The organism is Microcoleus sp. PH2017_28_MFU_U_A, from assembly GCF_020738035.1.
Lineage (GTDB): Bacteria > Cyanobacteriota > Cyanobacteriia > Cyanobacteriales > Microcoleaceae > Microcoleus.
On the sequence record NZ_JAEQCX010000101.1, the window covers coordinates 25,206 to 41,900 of the forward strand.

Annotated in this window: 15 protein-coding genes; 4 read left to right on the top strand and 11 right to left on the bottom strand. The window is 43.9% G+C overall.

Annotated features, from left to right (window positions below; genetic code table 11):
* Positions 1–495: 495 nt before the first annotated feature.
* The 3 genes from JGK14_RS24280 to JGK14_RS24290 form a co-directional block, all read right to left on the bottom strand.
* Positions 496–1,692: an RNA-guided endonuclease InsQ/TnpB family protein gene (locus JGK14_RS24280; RefSeq protein WP_293270906.1), complete on the bottom strand. Its 1,197-nt coding sequence runs from the start codon at positions 1,690–1,692 to the stop codon at positions 496–498.
* A gap of 182 nt (positions 1,693–1,874) precedes the next feature.
* The gene (locus tag JGK14_RS24285) at positions 1,875–2,063 is read right to left on the bottom strand and encodes a DUF2949 domain-containing protein (RefSeq protein ID WP_293183271.1); all 189 of its coding nucleotides are present in this window, start codon (positions 2,061–2,063) and stop codon (positions 1,875–1,877) included.
* 234 nt (positions 2,064–2,297) lie between these two features.
* Positions 2,298–2,681, bottom strand: a complete 384-nt coding sequence (locus JGK14_RS24290) for a hypothetical protein (protein WP_293183273.1) — start codon at positions 2,679–2,681, stop codon at positions 2,298–2,300.
* 600 nt (positions 2,682–3,281) lie between these two features.
* Between JGK14_RS24290 and JGK14_RS24295 the strand changes: the two genes are divergently transcribed.
* Positions 3,282–6,170, top strand: a complete 2,889-nt coding sequence (locus JGK14_RS24295) for a PAS domain S-box protein (protein WP_325315584.1) — start codon at positions 3,282–3,284, stop codon at positions 6,168–6,170.
* 124 nt (positions 6,171–6,294) lie between these two features.
* On the opposite strand, the gene JGK14_RS24300 is transcribed toward JGK14_RS24295, so the two are convergent.
* The gene (locus JGK14_RS24300) at positions 6,295–6,885 is read right to left on the bottom strand and encodes a rhomboid family intramembrane serine protease (protein WP_293230312.1); all 591 of its coding nucleotides are present in this window, start codon (positions 6,883–6,885) and stop codon (positions 6,295–6,297) included.
* Positions 6,886–7,385: 500 nt separating this feature from the next.
* Between JGK14_RS24300 and JGK14_RS24305 the strand changes: the two genes are divergently transcribed.
* Positions 7,386–7,763, top strand: coding sequence for a Mo-dependent nitrogenase C-terminal domain-containing protein (locus tag JGK14_RS24305; protein ID WP_293183279.1), 378 nt, complete (start codon positions 7,386–7,388; stop codon positions 7,761–7,763).
* A gap of 138 nt (positions 7,764–7,901) precedes the next feature.
* Here the strand turns inward: JGK14_RS24305 and JGK14_RS24310 are convergent, their stop codons facing one another.
* Positions 7,902–8,168 (bottom strand): DUF4926 domain-containing protein, encoded by a 267-nt coding sequence (locus JGK14_RS24310; protein WP_293207080.1) that lies wholly within the window; start codon positions 8,166–8,168, stop codon positions 7,902–7,904.
* Between the two features lie 12 nt (positions 8,169–8,180).
* Complete coding sequence (locus JGK14_RS24315; RefSeq protein WP_325315586.1) at positions 8,181–8,501, bottom strand: DUF6883 domain-containing protein; 321 nt, start codon at positions 8,499–8,501, stop codon at positions 8,181–8,183.
* Between JGK14_RS24315 and JGK14_RS24320 the strand changes: the two genes are divergently transcribed.
* Together JGK14_RS24320 and JGK14_RS24325 are read left to right on the top strand one after the other, a co-directional pair.
* Entirely contained in the window at positions 8,482–8,679 is a 198-nt protein-coding gene (locus JGK14_RS24320; protein ID WP_293207074.1) for a hypothetical protein, read from the top strand. The genes JGK14_RS24315 and JGK14_RS24320 overlap by 20 nt on opposite strands.
* Positions 8,680–9,559: 880 nt before the next feature.
* Complete coding sequence (locus JGK14_RS24325) at positions 9,560–9,727, top strand: hypothetical protein (protein ID WP_442921477.1); 168 nt, start codon at positions 9,560–9,562, stop codon at positions 9,725–9,727.
* Between the two features lie 42 nt (positions 9,728–9,769).
* Here JGK14_RS24325 and JGK14_RS24330 read toward each other — a convergent pair whose 3' ends face one another.
* The 5 genes from JGK14_RS24330 to JGK14_RS24350 form a co-directional block, all read right to left on the bottom strand.
* The gene (locus JGK14_RS24330) at positions 9,770–10,828 is read right to left on the bottom strand and encodes an NAD-dependent epimerase (RefSeq protein ID WP_293207071.1); all 1,059 of its coding nucleotides are present in this window, start codon (positions 10,826–10,828) and stop codon (positions 9,770–9,772) included.
* 38 nt (positions 10,829–10,866) lie between these two features.
* Complete coding sequence (locus tag JGK14_RS24335; protein WP_293207069.1) at positions 10,867–12,027, bottom strand: histidine phosphatase family protein; 1,161 nt, start codon at positions 12,025–12,027, stop codon at positions 10,867–10,869.
* A 63-nt stretch (positions 12,028–12,090) separates the two neighbouring features.
* A complete protein-coding gene (locus tag JGK14_RS24340; RefSeq protein WP_293207067.1) occupies positions 12,091–13,896 on the bottom strand; it encodes an iron uptake porin in 1,806 nt (601 codons plus the stop codon).
* A 189-nt stretch (positions 13,897–14,085) separates the two neighbouring features.
* Positions 14,086–15,936: an ABC transporter ATP-binding protein gene (locus tag JGK14_RS24345; RefSeq protein WP_293207065.1), complete on the bottom strand. Its 1,851-nt coding sequence runs from the start codon at positions 15,934–15,936 to the stop codon at positions 14,086–14,088.
* Positions 15,937–16,188: 252 nt separating this feature from the next.
* Entirely contained in the window at positions 16,189–16,512 is a 324-nt protein-coding gene (locus JGK14_RS24350; RefSeq protein ID WP_325315585.1) for a hypothetical protein, read from the bottom strand.
* Positions 16,513–16,695 lie beyond the last annotated feature (183 nt).

Consider the following 16,695-nt stretch of genomic DNA (forward strand, 5'->3'; position numbering starts at 1 on the left):
TTTAACCGCCGTGAGTCTTTCTTAATTCTTAACATTTTTGGCAGTGTAAAAAGGGCAAAAGCTCTTACACTAAGCATGATGGGATGGATACACAGGTGCAAACCTGAGAAGCAAATGCCTACCATACATTAAAGGTACGCGGGGACTCCACGAAACCAAGGGCTAAAAACCCTTAAACGCTTGAGGAGCTTGCTGAAAGGCAAGGATAGCAGCCCACCATTCTTTGGCAAAAGGATTGCGCCCAGGAACCCTAGCAATAGGGATATTAAGAACGAAATTTCTTAAGAATCTCAGTGTCTTTAGACCTGAGAGTGTCAACGCGTCTGGAGCCATAACAATAGGGACACAGCAGTGCTGTGTCCCTATCGCATATTTAGATCTTACCCAAAGGTAAAAAATCAACCTCAACCTCAACCTCAACACTCAACCCTATACTTTTATTTAGACGACCGTTTGTTTGACACTCCCCGGCTTGAACGCGCAGGGATTCTTGGTTCAACCAGTCGGCTTGCCCGTTGATGTCACCACCAATGGGTAGAGGTCGGTCTGTCCCCAAGCGTTAATTCCGGTGTGCCCCACCGTATTTAAATTAATTCCTGCACGGGCTTTCAATCCTTTAGCCAAAATATTCAAAGCTGCATTGGGGTCGCGGTCTAACACCGCACCGCACAGGCAAATATGAGTTCTGACCGATAGGGATTTCTGAACGCGATTGCCACAACTTGAGCAATCTTGGGAAGTGTACCCAGGTGCTACAGCAACTACTGTTTTACCGTACACTTTCCCAAAATATTGCAACCATTGGGCAAACTGTGACCACGCTGCATCGCTAATTGATTTGGCAAGCTTATGGTTCTTCACCATATTTTTCACCTGAAGGTCTTCGTAGGCTACGAAATCGTTAGATTTCACTACGCACAACGCCGTCTTGATGGCGAAGTCTTTACGCTGCCTACTGACTTTTAAGTGCTTTCTGCTTAACTTATTTATCGCTTTCTTGCGATTACTCGATCCTTTCTTTTTCCGAGAAACTCGTTTCTGCAACCGCTTTAAAGCTTTTTCACTTTTACGCAAATGCCGAGGATTAGGAGCTGTTGCCCCTGTACTATCGGTGTAGAAATGGTTCAATCCCACATCTATGCCAATCGTTTTCCCCGTAGGAACTATTTCTTCTGTTCGCTCTACATTGATACAGAACTGAGCGTAGTAACCATCGGCTCGACGAATTACTCTGACTCGTTTAATCTCAGTAGGTGCATAGAAGTGCAAGTCTCGACTACCGAGTAACCTAAAGGTACCCGCCGCAAAACCGTCCGTGAATGTTAGACATTTTTTGTCGATCGAAAGCGCCCATCCGGAAGTTTTGTATTCTACGGAGTGAGTGTTTTTTTTGAATTGTGGGTATCCTTTTTTTCCTGGTTTCTTAGCTTGGCAATTAGAAAAGAAACGTTGAATAGCAAAAATGGCACGCTCAGCCGAAGCTTGACGCGCCATTGAGTTAAGTTTTCCGGCCCATTCAAACTCTTTCGCCATGATGGCGCATTGTTTGTATAAATCCGATAGTTTAACTCTGGAATTGTCGATCCAATATCTGAGAGCTTTGTTTCGGACAAACTGAGCTGTGCGGATCATTTCGTCTACGATCCGGTATTGCTGTGGCTTGCCTTTTAACTTGAACTCTAGTACAATCATGGAATTATTCTATGACGCTTATGGGCAATTGTAGCTATAAACTTGATTGGAAAGTAATCTTTAGACTTTGAATTCAAGCCGTCCTATAATGACGGGGTTCTAGACCCAATCTTTTGGTAAGCTTTATTTCTCACAAATCTGGAATCAGATATCCATATTTTAAAATTCGGAATTTTAAATTATTAAGCCGACTGAGTTTCCAGCCAATCAAAAATCAGGTCTAACTGTTCCAAGGTAACTAACCCGTACTGCCACAGAACCATCGGCAGTTGGCCGGCATCTTGTTCATCGTGTCTCAGAGCAACGGCGATCGCAGAATTCGATATCGCCAACTCCCCCCGCAAATAATCGATTAGTTGAGCCTTTCCCATGACCTTCACCGCCAGTTTTATGCGCTATTGTAAAGATACGTATCTAATTGGGATGCGTCTGATGTTTAATAGCCCCAATTGTAGATTGAGAATAAAGACTCTCCTGTGATGGAAGCCGCACAAAACTTGTGATAAAATTCAGAGAAACGAGCGATCGCAGTCACAAGAGCTTATAGCCTCAAAAATCGGGCTGTGCGATCGCTCGTTTGCTTGACATCAATTCATTCAAAATTACTAAAGTCCTAGCTGAAGCTGAACTCCAGCTCCTGTACCACTGTCGTTGGGTTGGAGAGGAACGGGATTTCCTTGGCGCTGGGCGTCGGAAGGAGTAGTGATAAATTCCAATTCGGGGCCGATTTTGAGGCGAAATGTATCCCCCAAGCTGCGCTGCCGAATAGCAGCATTAGCCGCCGTTTCTCGTTCACCAATCAAGTTTTGGTAGTCCGAGTCTACGGTTCTGTCCTCCACAGTTCTGAGGGAATCCCCTGATAAAGTCGTTTCTGAATTTTGGGGCGCTGGTTGCAGCCTTTGTTGGGCGATAACCGCCGGGGTCAAACCGATCAAAATTGAGCTCAGTCCGAGAGCAGTGCCAAGAGTAGCAATAACTGCGTTCATCATCCATGCCTCCGCTAGTTGCATCCTACTATACTTATTCTACCCAGCCGGAATTAAGTTGCGCTCTATCAAAAGTAGCTTGTTGTGGAGATATCAAGTGAATTTATTGTAAATATTTATAACTTGCGATCGCGCTCCGACTCTCAGAAACCTGCTTGTTTAGTGCATCTGGCGGATGCAATGAAGTAGACGCGAGAAAAAAAACAGTTTCTGATGCTGGGAGTGCGATCGCAAACTACCCAATTTCAAATGTAAAATCTCAAATAGTATCAGCGCCTACATTCATTCCAGGAGTGATAAGTAAATCCACCTAATTAAACATAAAATATGAATCAAGCTCAAGCTTGCTGTGTCTGTCTTCTTCCTTCTTCCTTCTTCCTTCTTCCTTCTTCCTTATACTTACTGCATTAATCTCGATCGCCCTGACCAAGCACGCGATCGCGCTAAGATGACGGTGGCAGTCGTTAAAAATTAAGTTACTAGCGGCAGATTCAGAGTTTTTAACAGCACTTTGCCATATAAAACGATCTCAACGTTAAAATCTGCGCTCATCAGGTTGTACTTTACCGAAACTTTGTGGGTTCGTAATATTTCTGCTTCATCATGCCAATCAGACATCTGAGCGACCATATTTTAAAAATGTCGCGCCAAGTGCCAATTCGCCTCGTCCTTGTAGTGCCTTTTGCCATCCAGACTTTCGCTGCGGTGGGGCTGACGGGGTGGCTGTCCCTGCGCCACGGGCGCATAGCTGTCAACGATGTTGCCGCGCAACTGCGGGCCGAAGTCACATCGCGCATCCAGCAACACATTTATAGTTATATCGAAAGGCCGCACCAAATCAATCAACTCAATCTCGATGCCATCCGTCTGGGTATTTTGAACGTGCAGGATGAAGCCAGTTTACTCAGCTACTTCTCCAAACAACTCGAAACCTTTAATACAATTAGCTACATTCAATTCGGCTCCGAACAAAAAATTTTTACGGGAGTTGAAAGGCTTGACGATGGCAATTTGCAAATTAGGATTTCTAATAAGTCTACTGGCTATAATTTGCACAGCTACACGCCGTCTAAGTTCGGCGAAGCAACTAAGCTTTTAAAAACTACTCCTAACTACGACCCTCGCACCCGACCTTGGTATGTAGCTCCGGTGCGGGCTGGCAAGCCGACATGGACTAAAATTTATACTTATTTTGACACTCCCAAACTAGCAATTACTGCTGCTCAACCCGTTTACGGAAAGAATAATAAACTGCTTGGAATTCTTGGTTCTGATTTGACACTCTCTGATATTCATCAATTTTTGGAAAAACTGAAGATTGGTAAATCAGGACAAACTTTTATTGTCGAAAGGTCTGGAGAATTGGTTGCAAATTCAACTCCAGAAGCGCCATTTATTGTGAGCAAAGGCGTTCCACAACGGATTGGGGCAGCGAATAGCAAAAATGTTCTAATTCGATCGACTGCCCGCTATTTGACACAACGCTTCGGGCATTTGAGCAAGATCGATCGTATTTACCAGTTAGATTTTGCGATCGATGGGAAACGACAATTTCTACAGGTGACACCGCTCTCAGACAGCAAGGGCCTCGACTGGTTGATTGTGGTGGCGGTTCCCGAAGCCGATTTTATGGAAGCGATTAACGCCAACACTCGCTACACAATTTTGCTCTGTTTCGGTGCTTTGGTGGTGGCGACGGCTCTAGGATGTGTGACTTCGAGGTGGATTGTCATGCCAATTCAGCGTCTGAGCAAGGCTGCGGAGGCTTTGTCGCGGGGAGAATGGGACTCAATGGCGGTAGATCCCCGCTTGATGGCGTCTGTAGATCGGGAGGATGAGGTGGGTGTCCTGGCTCGCTCTTTTAATACGATGGCAGATCAATTGGAAGAGTCGTTTACTACTCTCGAAGAGCGGGTGGAAGCTGCGATTGCTGATAAAACTCAATTAATTCGCTCTCTGAAACTATCTCAGGAAAAACTCGCTTTTCACCTCTATCAAACTCCTTTGGGGGCGATCGAATGGAATCTCAATTTTGAAGTTGCGGACTGGAATTTGTCAGCAGAAAGAATTTTTGGATTCAATCGCTTGGAAGCAATGGGACGCCACGGAGTAGATCTCATAGTTCCTGAAAATGCTAAGGAGTATGTCAGGCAACTATCTATAACTTTGCTCACTAATCAAGGAGGAATTAGTAGCATTAACGAGAACATTAGAAAGGACGGCAAAATTATTCTTTGCGAGTGGTACAATACGACTTTGGTTGATGCTGAGGGCTGTATAATTGGGGTGGCATCGCTGGTTCAAGACGTGACAGAGTTTCACCGTGCTGTGGATCAGTTGCGCGCCAGTGAGGAACGGTTTCGCCAGTTGGCAGAAAATATTCATGAGGTATTTTGGATTAGAGAACCGAATCAACAGCAGATAATTTATGTGAGCCCTGCTTGCGAGAAAATATGGAATTTAAGCTATCGGAGTTTGCTGTCACATCCGGACGCTTTTTGGGATGCTATTCACCGAGACGATCGCGATCGCGTTAAGGCTGCCTTTGAAAAACAGGTGCAGGGGGATTATGATGAGGAGTATCGGGTAGTGCGATCCGACGGTTCAGTTTGCTGGGTGCGCGATCGGGCTTTTCCAGTCCGCAACGAAACAGGAGAAATTTACCGTATAGTCGGCATTGCCGAAGACATTACCCAACGCAAACTAGCAGAAGAATTCCAACAAGTCGCTCAAACCGCTCAAGCAGCCAGCCAAGCCAAAAGCTCATTCTTAGCCAATATGAGCCACGAATTGCGAACTCCCCTCAACGCCATTATCGGTTACAGCGAGATGCTCAAAGAAGACGCCGAGGATTTGGGCTGCGAAGATTTTATCCCAGACTTGCACAAAATTCAAACTGCCGGCAAACACTTGCTATCTTTAATTAGCGACATTCTCGATATTTCTAAAATTGAAGCGGGGCGGATGGAACTTTATTTAGAAACTTTCAACCCGGTTAATTTAATTGACGAGGTAGTTTCTACTGCCGAACCCTTGGTAGAGAAAAAATTTAATAAATTTGAAGTTAATTGTGCTAATGACTTGGGAGTGATGTATGCTGACATTACCAAAACTCGTCAAATATTGCTCAACCTGCTGAGCAATGCAGCAAAATTTACCGAAGGCGGGACTATTACCCTGTCCATTGAAAGAGTTAAACATGACAGCTTAACAACTCAAGAAATAGCAGAACCTTCCGATTTAATAATTTTCCGCGTAGCTGATACTGGTATTGGGATTCCCCCCGAACAAATGCAGCATTTATTTCAAGCTTTTATGCAGGGTGACGCCTCAACTACGCGCAAGTACGGCGGCACGGGTTTGGGATTGACTATTAGCCGTCACTTTTGTTTGATGATGGGCGGTGATATGCAAGTTCAAAGCCAGTTAGGTGGCGGTTCGGTTTTTACTGTGTGCTTGCCGGCGCAAGTAGAATTATTAGTAAGCAGTTAGTCTTACTTTTCGGGATGCAATTGTAAGGTACGTAGTTGCGCTTCAGCGCTCTTTTCTATAGCAATGAGCGCTGAAGCGCAACAACGTACCTAAGGTCATAATACGATGCAGCATAAGTCTTATCCTAGTTGATTTGCCGTTTCTGCCGCCCCAAAAGTTGAGCTGCTAATACGCCGCCGACAAAGCCAAAGAAATGCGCTTGCCAGGAAACTCCAGGCTGCGAGGGCAAAACTCCCCAGATTAAACCGCCGTAGAAGAAACCGACAATTAAAGATACCATAATAGACGTAAAACTGCGTTCAAAAAAGCCCCGCAATAGCAAAAATCCGAAGTAACCAAAGATTAATCCGCTGGCACCAATGTGCACGGAATTGGGCGCGCCTGTCAGCCAAACTCCCAATCCGCTGATGAGTACAGTAACGGCACTGACAACAAAAAAGTCGCTAATTTCTTGCAGCATGATCAGCCAACCAAATGTCAGAAACGGGAGGGTATTGGCGGCTAAGTGAGCAAAACTGCCGTGCAGAAAAGGCATGAATAGGATGCCTTCAAGTCCGTCGATGCTGCGGGGGCGGACTCCGTAGGAATTCAGCGCGCCTCGAAATATGAATACATCGAGAATCTCAATAATCCAGAGGAGGGAGACGAAGCCGCCGAGAATGGCGACGTGGCTTTGCAATTCGCGGGTGATAGATTTGGTTTCTGGGTTGCTCATGGGTGGTGAGGGCGGTAATGCCGATTATTTATAATTGTAGGAGTTTCTGGCCGATTCACGCTCGGGATAGCTACGATTCACGCACGCAGCGACAGTGGGCGCTGGGTTTCAGGGTTTTTTGCAGCGCCGTGCTTATTTGAAACTATTATAACTTTGATTGAAAATTCCGCATTTTCACGCAGGGAATTATTGACCTCGATGCGTCATTATCGTAGAGGAAGTACAAAAGGAGAGTTAACTGAAGGTTGAAGGTTTAAGGTTTAAGGCAGAGTTTTTACCCCATAGATAAATCCTTGGGCTGGCAATGAGGACACTTTTGCGATCGCACACCGTCTCTCAAAAATAATCAGGAACTACTTTTCTCGGATCAAGTCATTAATTCAAGAAGTTTCATCCGGTAAAGCAAAACGAGCTGCTGTAGGTACTTATTGTAGACAAAATCTCGTACAAGCTCTACAAAGAGTTCTTGGCACCTCGTTGTAAAAGAGGAACAGAGAAATATGAACGTATTTGAGAATACACAGTCCGATCGAATTCTGCCAATTTGGGTATGGCATGGCAAAGAAGAAACCCCTGTTAGTGTCGCTACAAATCCTCAACCTTACGGCCACAAGCCGCGCTTTGACTTGTTGAATCCGCTGAAACAGTGGCTTGACAATAGTGCAATTAAAAGTCAAAAGTTAGCTCGGTTTCTGTGCAAGTTTATTCCCAGCCAGTGTCCGTTTGAGCGGGAAGTCAAAATTTGCGATCGCACTTTATTTTACATTCCGCCGCTGTGCAAGTTAAATCCGCTTTACGAGCAAGTGGTGGGGCTGCGCTTTCGTGCTTTGTGTTATTTGGCCGATGAGTGCGGCGAGGATGTGACTCATTATTGTTAATTCGGAAAAAACTTAAATTTCTAACTCTCTTTTTCACCCTCCCTTCTCCTTGTTGGGGAGGGTTTCTTGTTTGGTGCGGGCGAATCTGGGTTCGGAAGTGCCGCGTAGCTATCCCGATCGTGAATCGCCCTTCTTTACCTAATCTAGAGCCTTCACCTTAATATCAGTTGGTGCGTGCTGAGAATCTCCCCAAATTTCAGGTAGCGGTGTCACCCAAGAAATCGGTACAGAAATCACATCTAAAGTTTCACCATTTTTAAAGACTTCTAAAGTATATCCAGATTCGGGCTGCTTGTTCGTGGGTGGCAGATAATCTAAAACAACTCCTGTGTCCCCTTTCTTTACTGGACTATTAGGAATATCTTGCTTGAGTCTTACCCACTGAAATAATGTTGCTGTTGTCATTGTTGAGCCTCCCTATGACTTGTCAGGATAAAGGGTGATAAATTTAACCATCTCGGATGCCTCATCTTGTTGCCAGATAGTAACAACTTTAACTAATCGATTGTTAGGGCCATACCACTGAATTTTGACTTTAAAGCGAGTACCCCAACCTGTAGAGGTAACTTCTGCCACTTCAGCACCCTCTACAGCTTCCATTATATCTCTCTTGAGAATTTGCCAATTTTCTTGGTTGTAACCCGCTAGAGCTAAATACTCCGATTTATCATCTTTAGGCTGGTAAACAAGTAAGTAGTTTGCGCTCTTCTGGTCTTGAATGAGTAAGTTTGAAGGTATTCACATTAATTGCGCCCTAATCCCTAGCTCAAGCATATCATTGATGAGAAGTGCGATCGCCCTTTCGGAAGCTAATACAGCAGATTTCACATTTGTAGAGGCGGTTCTCAGAGTTCCCGCCCGCGATGATATGAAATGGGTGCATCTGGGTTTTGAAGAGGACTCTCGCATCGCATGACCGCATATCAGTTATTAGTTATAATTTCATATTGACGGAGGTCAATCGATTTTAGATTTTAGATTTTAGATTTTAGATTTTAGAGGCGACCCCACGGATAAATTCGGGGGAAGAGAGGATTTTAGATTTTCGATTTGGGATTGATTCCACGGATTCGCCCCTACGCACATATTTGTCAAACCAAAATGCACCCCATGAAATTTGCTGCGACGATCCAACGGAGGACTAAAGTCCTTACTACGAACCTATTTGGAGTGACTATCCCTGTCTTCTTCGTCTTCTTCTCTAATATCCTGGAAAATATGCCAAACCAAGCAAACCATACCAATCCCCAATCCTGAAACTGGATCTAACCAGGAGATTAAATTGACGATGCCAAACTCGGTCAATTGTCCAACAATGCAGGTGAATTTGTGATTTTTTACAATAGGTTTGAACTTCATGTCGGTGCTAACAGCGACAGCCCTAAAAGTAAGGGGAAACGCCTTGCTGTCATCGGCGAACCGAGTGCGGGAAACACTACTTCGCTGATACGATGTGGCTGTATTTTAATATCATTTTTACATAATTTTAGTACAAAATTTGTGTTGGTTTGTTTATCTTGGATCGCATATAGCCTTTCTCAGAAAGGTGAGAACGGGGAATAGGGAATAGGGAATAGGGAATAGGGCATAGGGCATAGGGCATACCTCACTTTTTTGAGAACCGCTATAGGTGCGTCGCTATCAGATTGTCGATATGCAAGTCAGAGATTTTGGGTGGCGACGCACCCTACTAACTGCTATCCGATTTCGTAAGGAAAAATTAGATCCTGCTGATTCGTGAAGTTGTACAGGAAGCTATTGCCGCTGGCTATCTAAGTTTGGAAGCGGAAAATCAAATGCAGCATCTTTTTGCCTCAGCCAAGTGGGATTTGGAAGATTTGAATGCTTTTATGAGTTTGCAGTTAGCATCTATGGCTTGTCGCGTCAAACAAGAGTCTTTGGAATTGAGTAATTTGCGCGATTTATCGGAAAAAAATCTTACTCAAACAATAGGGGAACACTAATGCGCTTCAATTGAAAAACGCATTAGTGAATATTTTTTCTGCTTAAATTGTGGCGAGACGATCGCCCTCGGGCGGATATTTGATGTTTGTCACACTTTGAGTGTGCGAGTTGGGGGTTGCACCGCCGTAATAGTCTAAATACCACTCTACAAATTGATGGATGCCTTGTTCTATCGGGGTACTAGGCTTAAACCCTACATCCGCCATCAAATCATCTACATCTGCATAGGTAGAAGGTACATCACCAGGCTGCATTGGTAACAAATTTTTAACCGCTTTTTTGCCCATTGCCGTTTCAACTACTTCAATAAATGCCAGCAATTCCACTGGGGAATTATTGCCAATATTGTAAATTTTATAGGGAACGGTGCTTGATGTTTCTGAATTGGATTGAGGAGGCTTTTCCATGACTCGCACAACTCCTTCAATGACATCATCAATATAAGTGAAGTCGCGCTGCATTTTGCCGAAATTGTAAACATCAATGGGTTTGTTTTCCGCGATCGCCTTTACGAACTTAAAATATGCCATATCCGGTCGTCCCCAAGCCCCATACACTGTAAAAAAGCGTAATCCCGTCATTGGCAAGTTGTACAAGTGGCTGTAGGAATGAGCCATCAATTCGTTAGCTTTTTTTGTGGCGGCGTAAAGCGATATGGGATGATCCACATTATCGCTAACAGCAAAGGGAATCTTGGTATTATTGCCATAAACGGAACTGGAAGAAGCAAAGACTAAATGTTTGATTTTGCTGTGACGACAACCTTCTAAGATATTCAAAAATCCCATTAGGTTGCTGTCTGCATAAGCATGGGGATTTTCCAGGGAATAGCGCACACCAGCTTGGGCTGCGAGGTGGACAACTCGGTCAAATGTTTGATTTTGGAAGAGTTGGGATACTAAAGTGCGATCGCTCAAATCTAACTGCTGAAAAGTAAATTCTGAATGCGGCTGGAGTTGAGCCAAACGCGCTTTTTTGAGATTGACATCATAATAGTCATTTAAGTTGTCTATACCGTAAACCTGTTCACCTTGGGACAATAATCTTTGGGCTAAATGGTACCCTATAAAGCCTGCTGCGCCTGTGACTAAAATTTTCATTGTGGGTAATTGGTGATGGAAATAATTTCAAGGGATCTCTAACTAATTTGACCGGAGAGATTCATCGCTTGCAATACAGGATATTTCGCGGAAGCAGGATAGTGTAAAATGTTGATAGTTCCGGGTTGAACCTTGAGAGATTCCTGTTGAATTGGCAAGCCTAAAACTTGATTTAATGCTCCCTGAATTTCGCCAATTTCGGCAACAACTAATCCGGTACAAAGAGAGGAAGTTTCGCGCGATCGCCCAGAAATTGTCTGATGCCAAGTCTGCATGAATTTTTCGGTTGAGATGGATAACTGCACTGTGGGCTGGGAACACGATCGAATTAGTTTTTCTGCCATTTGTGCGGAATTGGCTCCCTCACTGTTAAGGCAAAAATTGAGAGGGCTTTTCTCGATAATTCTGGCAATACTGTCGATATAAACGTCTTTTTCACTGTCTGCGGGTACTAGCAACAAACGCAGTCCTTGTTTGCCTTCTTTCAGTTTAGGTAAAATTTCTCCTAAATGATTTGTCAAATTCATCGCTTCTAATTCAGCCTGATATTCTGCACCAACAAAACTCAGAATGCTAATCCCACAATTAGACTGCTGTAGGGTATGAAAGTCTTGACATTTCATCCCGATCGCGGTACTGATTAATGCTTTGATTGTCCCGCCGTGAGTGACAATTAAGATTGTTTTACCAGCATATTTTGGCAGAATATCAGCCCAAAAATTTTGAGCTTGGCGGTAGAGATTTTGGACTGGAAAATTTTGTGGTTTGACTAAAGTGGTAACTGAATTGCTACCGGAGGAATTATCCTCAGTTTCAGCAGACATCTGAAATTCGTGAGGGCGTTCTCTCCAACAGCGGTAATCTTCAGCAAGGTGTTCTCGAACGTATTTGAATGATAAACCATTCCAAGCGGGTAAGTCAATTTCTTTTAAGTTTTCATGGATGTGCAATTCTGGGTGACTGTCGGCTATAGTTGCGATCGCACTTAAAATCTCGCTAGTTGTCTCTCTAGCGCGCTGAAGTGGGCTGCTGTAAACAAAATCTATGGGAATGGTGCTTAAAGAAAGTCCTGTTTGATAGGCGGTTAAACGACCTTTTTCAGTTAGGAAAGAATCGTCGCAGCAGCCTTGATAAAGTCCTTGCTGATTATAAATACTTTGACCGTGACGGACGAGGATAACGCGAGTTGTATTGTTCATGATTGTAATGAAGGAAGAAGGAAGAAGGAATAAGGAAGTTTTTTACTTTTTTATTGGTTATTCTCAAAAACTAAAAGTTGTGCGTAAAGTACCGATGTAAATTGGATCATTATTGCTGTTATGTTCTGGATTAGTTATCGCCAACAAACCCAAAGTTACTGCTAGATTATCTGTTAATTGCCTCCGATAAAATGCTTCTAAATGCAGTGATGTGTCCGAGTCGATATATTCTCGATCGTCTTCGATAAAATCGCTGTTTATTACTTTAGGTTGTTGGCCTATAACTATGCCTCCTACACTATCTTCTGAACCCAAATTGGGGAAGGCTAAAGTTACCGCCCAGTTAAACATACTAGCTTGAGGTCGATCGCGCAAATCAAGGGCCTGGGCGCGGGTATATCCCACCCAACCTCCGGCTGTGACTTGGCGACTGAGTTTGACAGTGGATTGAATGCCGAAGGAATTGGCTGCAATTGCATCGCTTTCGCCGTCAAAAGGATCATTTGCCCGATCGCTCCCTGTTCCCGTATCCAGGCTATTATAAGAACGGACGTAGGTTAAACCAACTCCGATATTATTAGTTGGACGGAGAGTTAATTGGGCGATCGCACCATAAGCTGCTTTCCCGAAACCAATTGCCGGATCATTTACTTTATCAGCCACAAATCCGACATCTAAACTAACATTTTTACTAACAGCATAACTCACTCCAACACCGCTACCTTCGCCGTGACGATAGATCGGATTTCGCTGTCCAAAACGGGATACCGCACCCCGACTGCTGCCGCTTAAATTAGGATTAAGAGTATCAGTATAGTCGTTGAGACTGCCGCCGACAGCTTCCACATAAACTACGGCTTGATTGTTGATGGGAAACCGATATTCTAATCGACTGAGTTCAAATTGATTTTTGCTTTCGCCTTGAAAACTCAAATTAGCCATGTCTGTTCCCGCAGCGTCGCTAACTTTAGGAATGTTGTTAGCTTGCAGTCTCGTTCTGAGTCGATCTTTCCCCGTAAAACTCGTGTCAAAATTCAATCTGACTCGATAGCCAAAAGTAAGATTACTATCAACATCACCTTCACCATCTGCCTTTTCATTTCCCTCAACTCCAATAACTCCTAACAGCGCCTCTCCTTCCAATTTGGTAGTAGTTGAAAATTGCTGCACGGCATCTAAACGTTGTGACAAAGTTTCGATTCTACCCCGCAAACTTGCCAACTCTCCCTGGAATTCTGTTTGCAGTTTACTCAGAATTTCCAAGTCTTCGCGGGTGATTAAATTAGCAGTATTAGTCCCAATTTGCTGATTTAGGCGATCGAGGGCTGCATTCAAAGCTGCGGCAAATTCGTAGCGGGTTAAAGCACGATTGCCACGAAAAGTGCGATCGGGATATCCGACAATTAACCCGTAACGTTCTACCAAAGATTGAAGGGCTTGAAATGCCCAATCCGTAGGTTTAACATCGGATAATTCGGAGACGGAGGTAATGTTTGCTAAAGATTCATCCTTTCGTGTTTCCTTCATTTCTGAGTCCACGAAGGTGGACTTTGTTTGTGTAGATGCGGTTTCAACCGCCGATTCTATTTGTGCGGTTTCAACCGCCGATTCTATTTGTGTAGATGGGTTTTCAACCGATGATTCTATTGGTGTAGATGGGTTTTCAACCGATGATTCTATTTGTGCAGTTTCAACCGATGATTCTATTTGTGCAGTTTCAACCACCGACTCCGATCTAACTTGATTGAGAGAAATTTGACTATTAGTGATAGAAGATAAATCGCCATCTATCTCAGCCAACTCGCTGGCATAAACCGGAGTAGCTGTCGTCAAAGCAATTAGAATAACTACGGAAAATTGAGAAACCATGAGTAAAATAAAAACGGCAATAATTCAAGATAGAAAATTCACATTTACCGAAAATAATTGGTTGAAAGCCTCTCCCTTTGAGGGAGACATAAAAACCAGACTATTCATTACTCCAATCCTCTTCCTTTTAGGTAGAAGTTGCTCTCAAACTGTCAACTGTCAACTGTCAACTGTCAACTGTTGAACGCATTAACGGGAAATAGCAAAGGAATCCGCTTCATCCGGCAAATTATTGCCGGCAGATTGTACAGCATACATTGCTGCGTATTTGTCGCCCAAACGTAGCAGTTCAGAATGAGCACCCTGTTCCAAAACTTTGCCACCTTCAATATACAGAATTGTGTCAGCTTGTTCGGCTGCTTTCAAATTGTGAGTAATCCAAAAAGTCGTGCAATTCTGAGTCAATCTTTCCAAGGCTTCGCTAACCTCACGTTCGTTTTCTTGGTCTAAACCAGTTGTCGGTTCGTCTAAAATGACGATCGGAGATTGACGCACAGCCGCACGAGCGATCGCAATTCGCTGCCTTTGTCCCCCCGAAAGCGTCGATCCTCGTTCTCCTAAAATAGTATCGTAGCCGAGAGGTAATGCTTCGATAAAATCGTGAGCATTAGCCAAACGGGAGGCCGCTTCAATTTCAGCATCAGTTGCATTCAAACATCCGTAAGCAATATTATCCTTGACGCTGACAGCAAACAAAACACTCTCTTGTAACACGATACTAATCTGTTGTCGCAACGAATCAACTTTGTATTCGCGCAAGTCATGTCCATCAATTAAAATGCCTCCTTCCACAGGATCGTAAAGCCGAAGTAACAGACTGACTAAACTCGATTTGCCACCGCCAGAAGGCCCGACTAAAGCAACTTGCTGACCTGCTTTTATTTGAAAACTCATGTTTTGCAAAATCACTTTTTCCGCATCATAAGCAAACATTACATTTTTAAATTCAACTCCACCTCGGAAACGTGGTGCTGTCACTGTACCCCGCAAATCGCGAATTTCGGGTACCGTATCAAGGAGGTCGATAATCCGTTCTCCCGAAGCCGTGGCTTTAGAAATTTGGGCGGTATATTTTGCCAACTGCCGCATCGGTTTAAATGCTGTTTTGAGGTAATTAATGAATACCAATAATTCCCCAGGTGAAACCATTTTATCCAGCACTAATTGCACGCCACGCCATAAAATTATAGCTGTTGCAACTGCAACCAACATCTCTACAGTTCGCTCCAATCCCGCTGCTAGTTTTTGCGATTCTGCTCCTTCATGTAAGCTTTTTTGGTTGTCTTTATTAAAGGAACTTTCTAACATTCCTTGGAGCGAAAGAGCTTGCACTACTTTAATGGCACTCATTGCTTCGGCGGCGGTGGCGGCCATCGCTCCTTCGCGCTTGCGCTGCTTGCGAGCTACTTTTTGAATCTGCTTGGAAAGGTGAGCGGAAACGAGGATAAATAGCGGAAAAACTGCGATCGCAATTATCGCCAATTCCCAATTCATCCACAGCATCACCCCCAGCATTCCCGTGAGTGTAAAAATATTGGTAAATAGTGGCAGTGCTGCGGTGACAGTAGCTTCACGAATGCGCTCTACATCGTAGGTAACGCGGGTAATTAAATCCCCACTTTTAGCTTTACTATGAAATGACAAAGAAAGCCGTTGCAAGTGACTGTAAAGAGTCCCCCGAATTTCGGTCATGATGTGAGTAGCAGCTAAAGCCATGCCGATCGTACTAATATAAGCGCAAGCGGCCCGCAAAGCTGCGATCGCCACAATTGCCACAGCGATGACTGTTAACAACTCAATGGTGCTGAGATTTCTAATAATTGGAAATGTTTGAGAAGCGGTTTCAAATCCCGACAGCAGAATGTAGTCAAAGATTATTTTCAGAGGCCAAGGTTCTAGCAAACGAAAGGCCGTTTCAGCGATTAGTGCTAAAAATGAAATTAAAAGCAAAACCTTTTGATGGCGAATCTGTGGCCAGAACTTTTGGATAATTCGTCCCAGTCCGGGTATAGTTTCTTTAACACTTTTAGTTTCCGGCATTTTAGAGTCCTTGAAATGATGAATTGTGCAATTTTATCTCCCTTTTGATAGATGCTGAAAAAACTAGATTGGTTGGGTAGTTCGCTTATCCGACAGTCCGCCAGGGAATGAATTCCCTGGCTCATAGCTAAAGTCCTCTGAAGAGGACTAATGAGTTGAAAATTATTCTTCTCAGTCCTCTTTAGAGGACTTTCGCTTTGAGGCAGGGGTTTAAACCCCTGGCGGACTACTGGAGAGCAAATTTGACTATTCTTACAAAACAGAAGATGCTGCTTCCAAAACCTGCGATCGCTCCGGTTGTAATACCTTAACTTCCACTTTACGATCGCCCGTTCGATCGAACCGAGAAGTAATATAACGGTTGATTGTGCGATCGACTGAAATAAACATTTTTTCCAACAGCGGATTGCGATTTCCGAAGGCAATTTTGCGTACAAAAGGTCGAACAATCGCCTGATGGCGGCGCTGTCCCAATCTGCTGTAGCGCTTTTTGAAATACTTGTCTTCAGTCAGATTCCATTTAGTGCGGAAATGTTCCAAACTTGCCACTTCCCAAGCATCGCTCCAGCGTAGCATGAAAAAGGAAAAATCAGACCATTGCAGCGGACCAGGAACGTAAGTAACTACCGAGTCAGTTTCGCAATAAATAGTGCCGCCCGCAGGGAGCATCCCACTTTTTGACTAAGTAGAAACACCTAGCTTGATGTCATTATTTAAATACGCACATCTCAGTCTTAAAATTTGAGGCACATTTTTTTC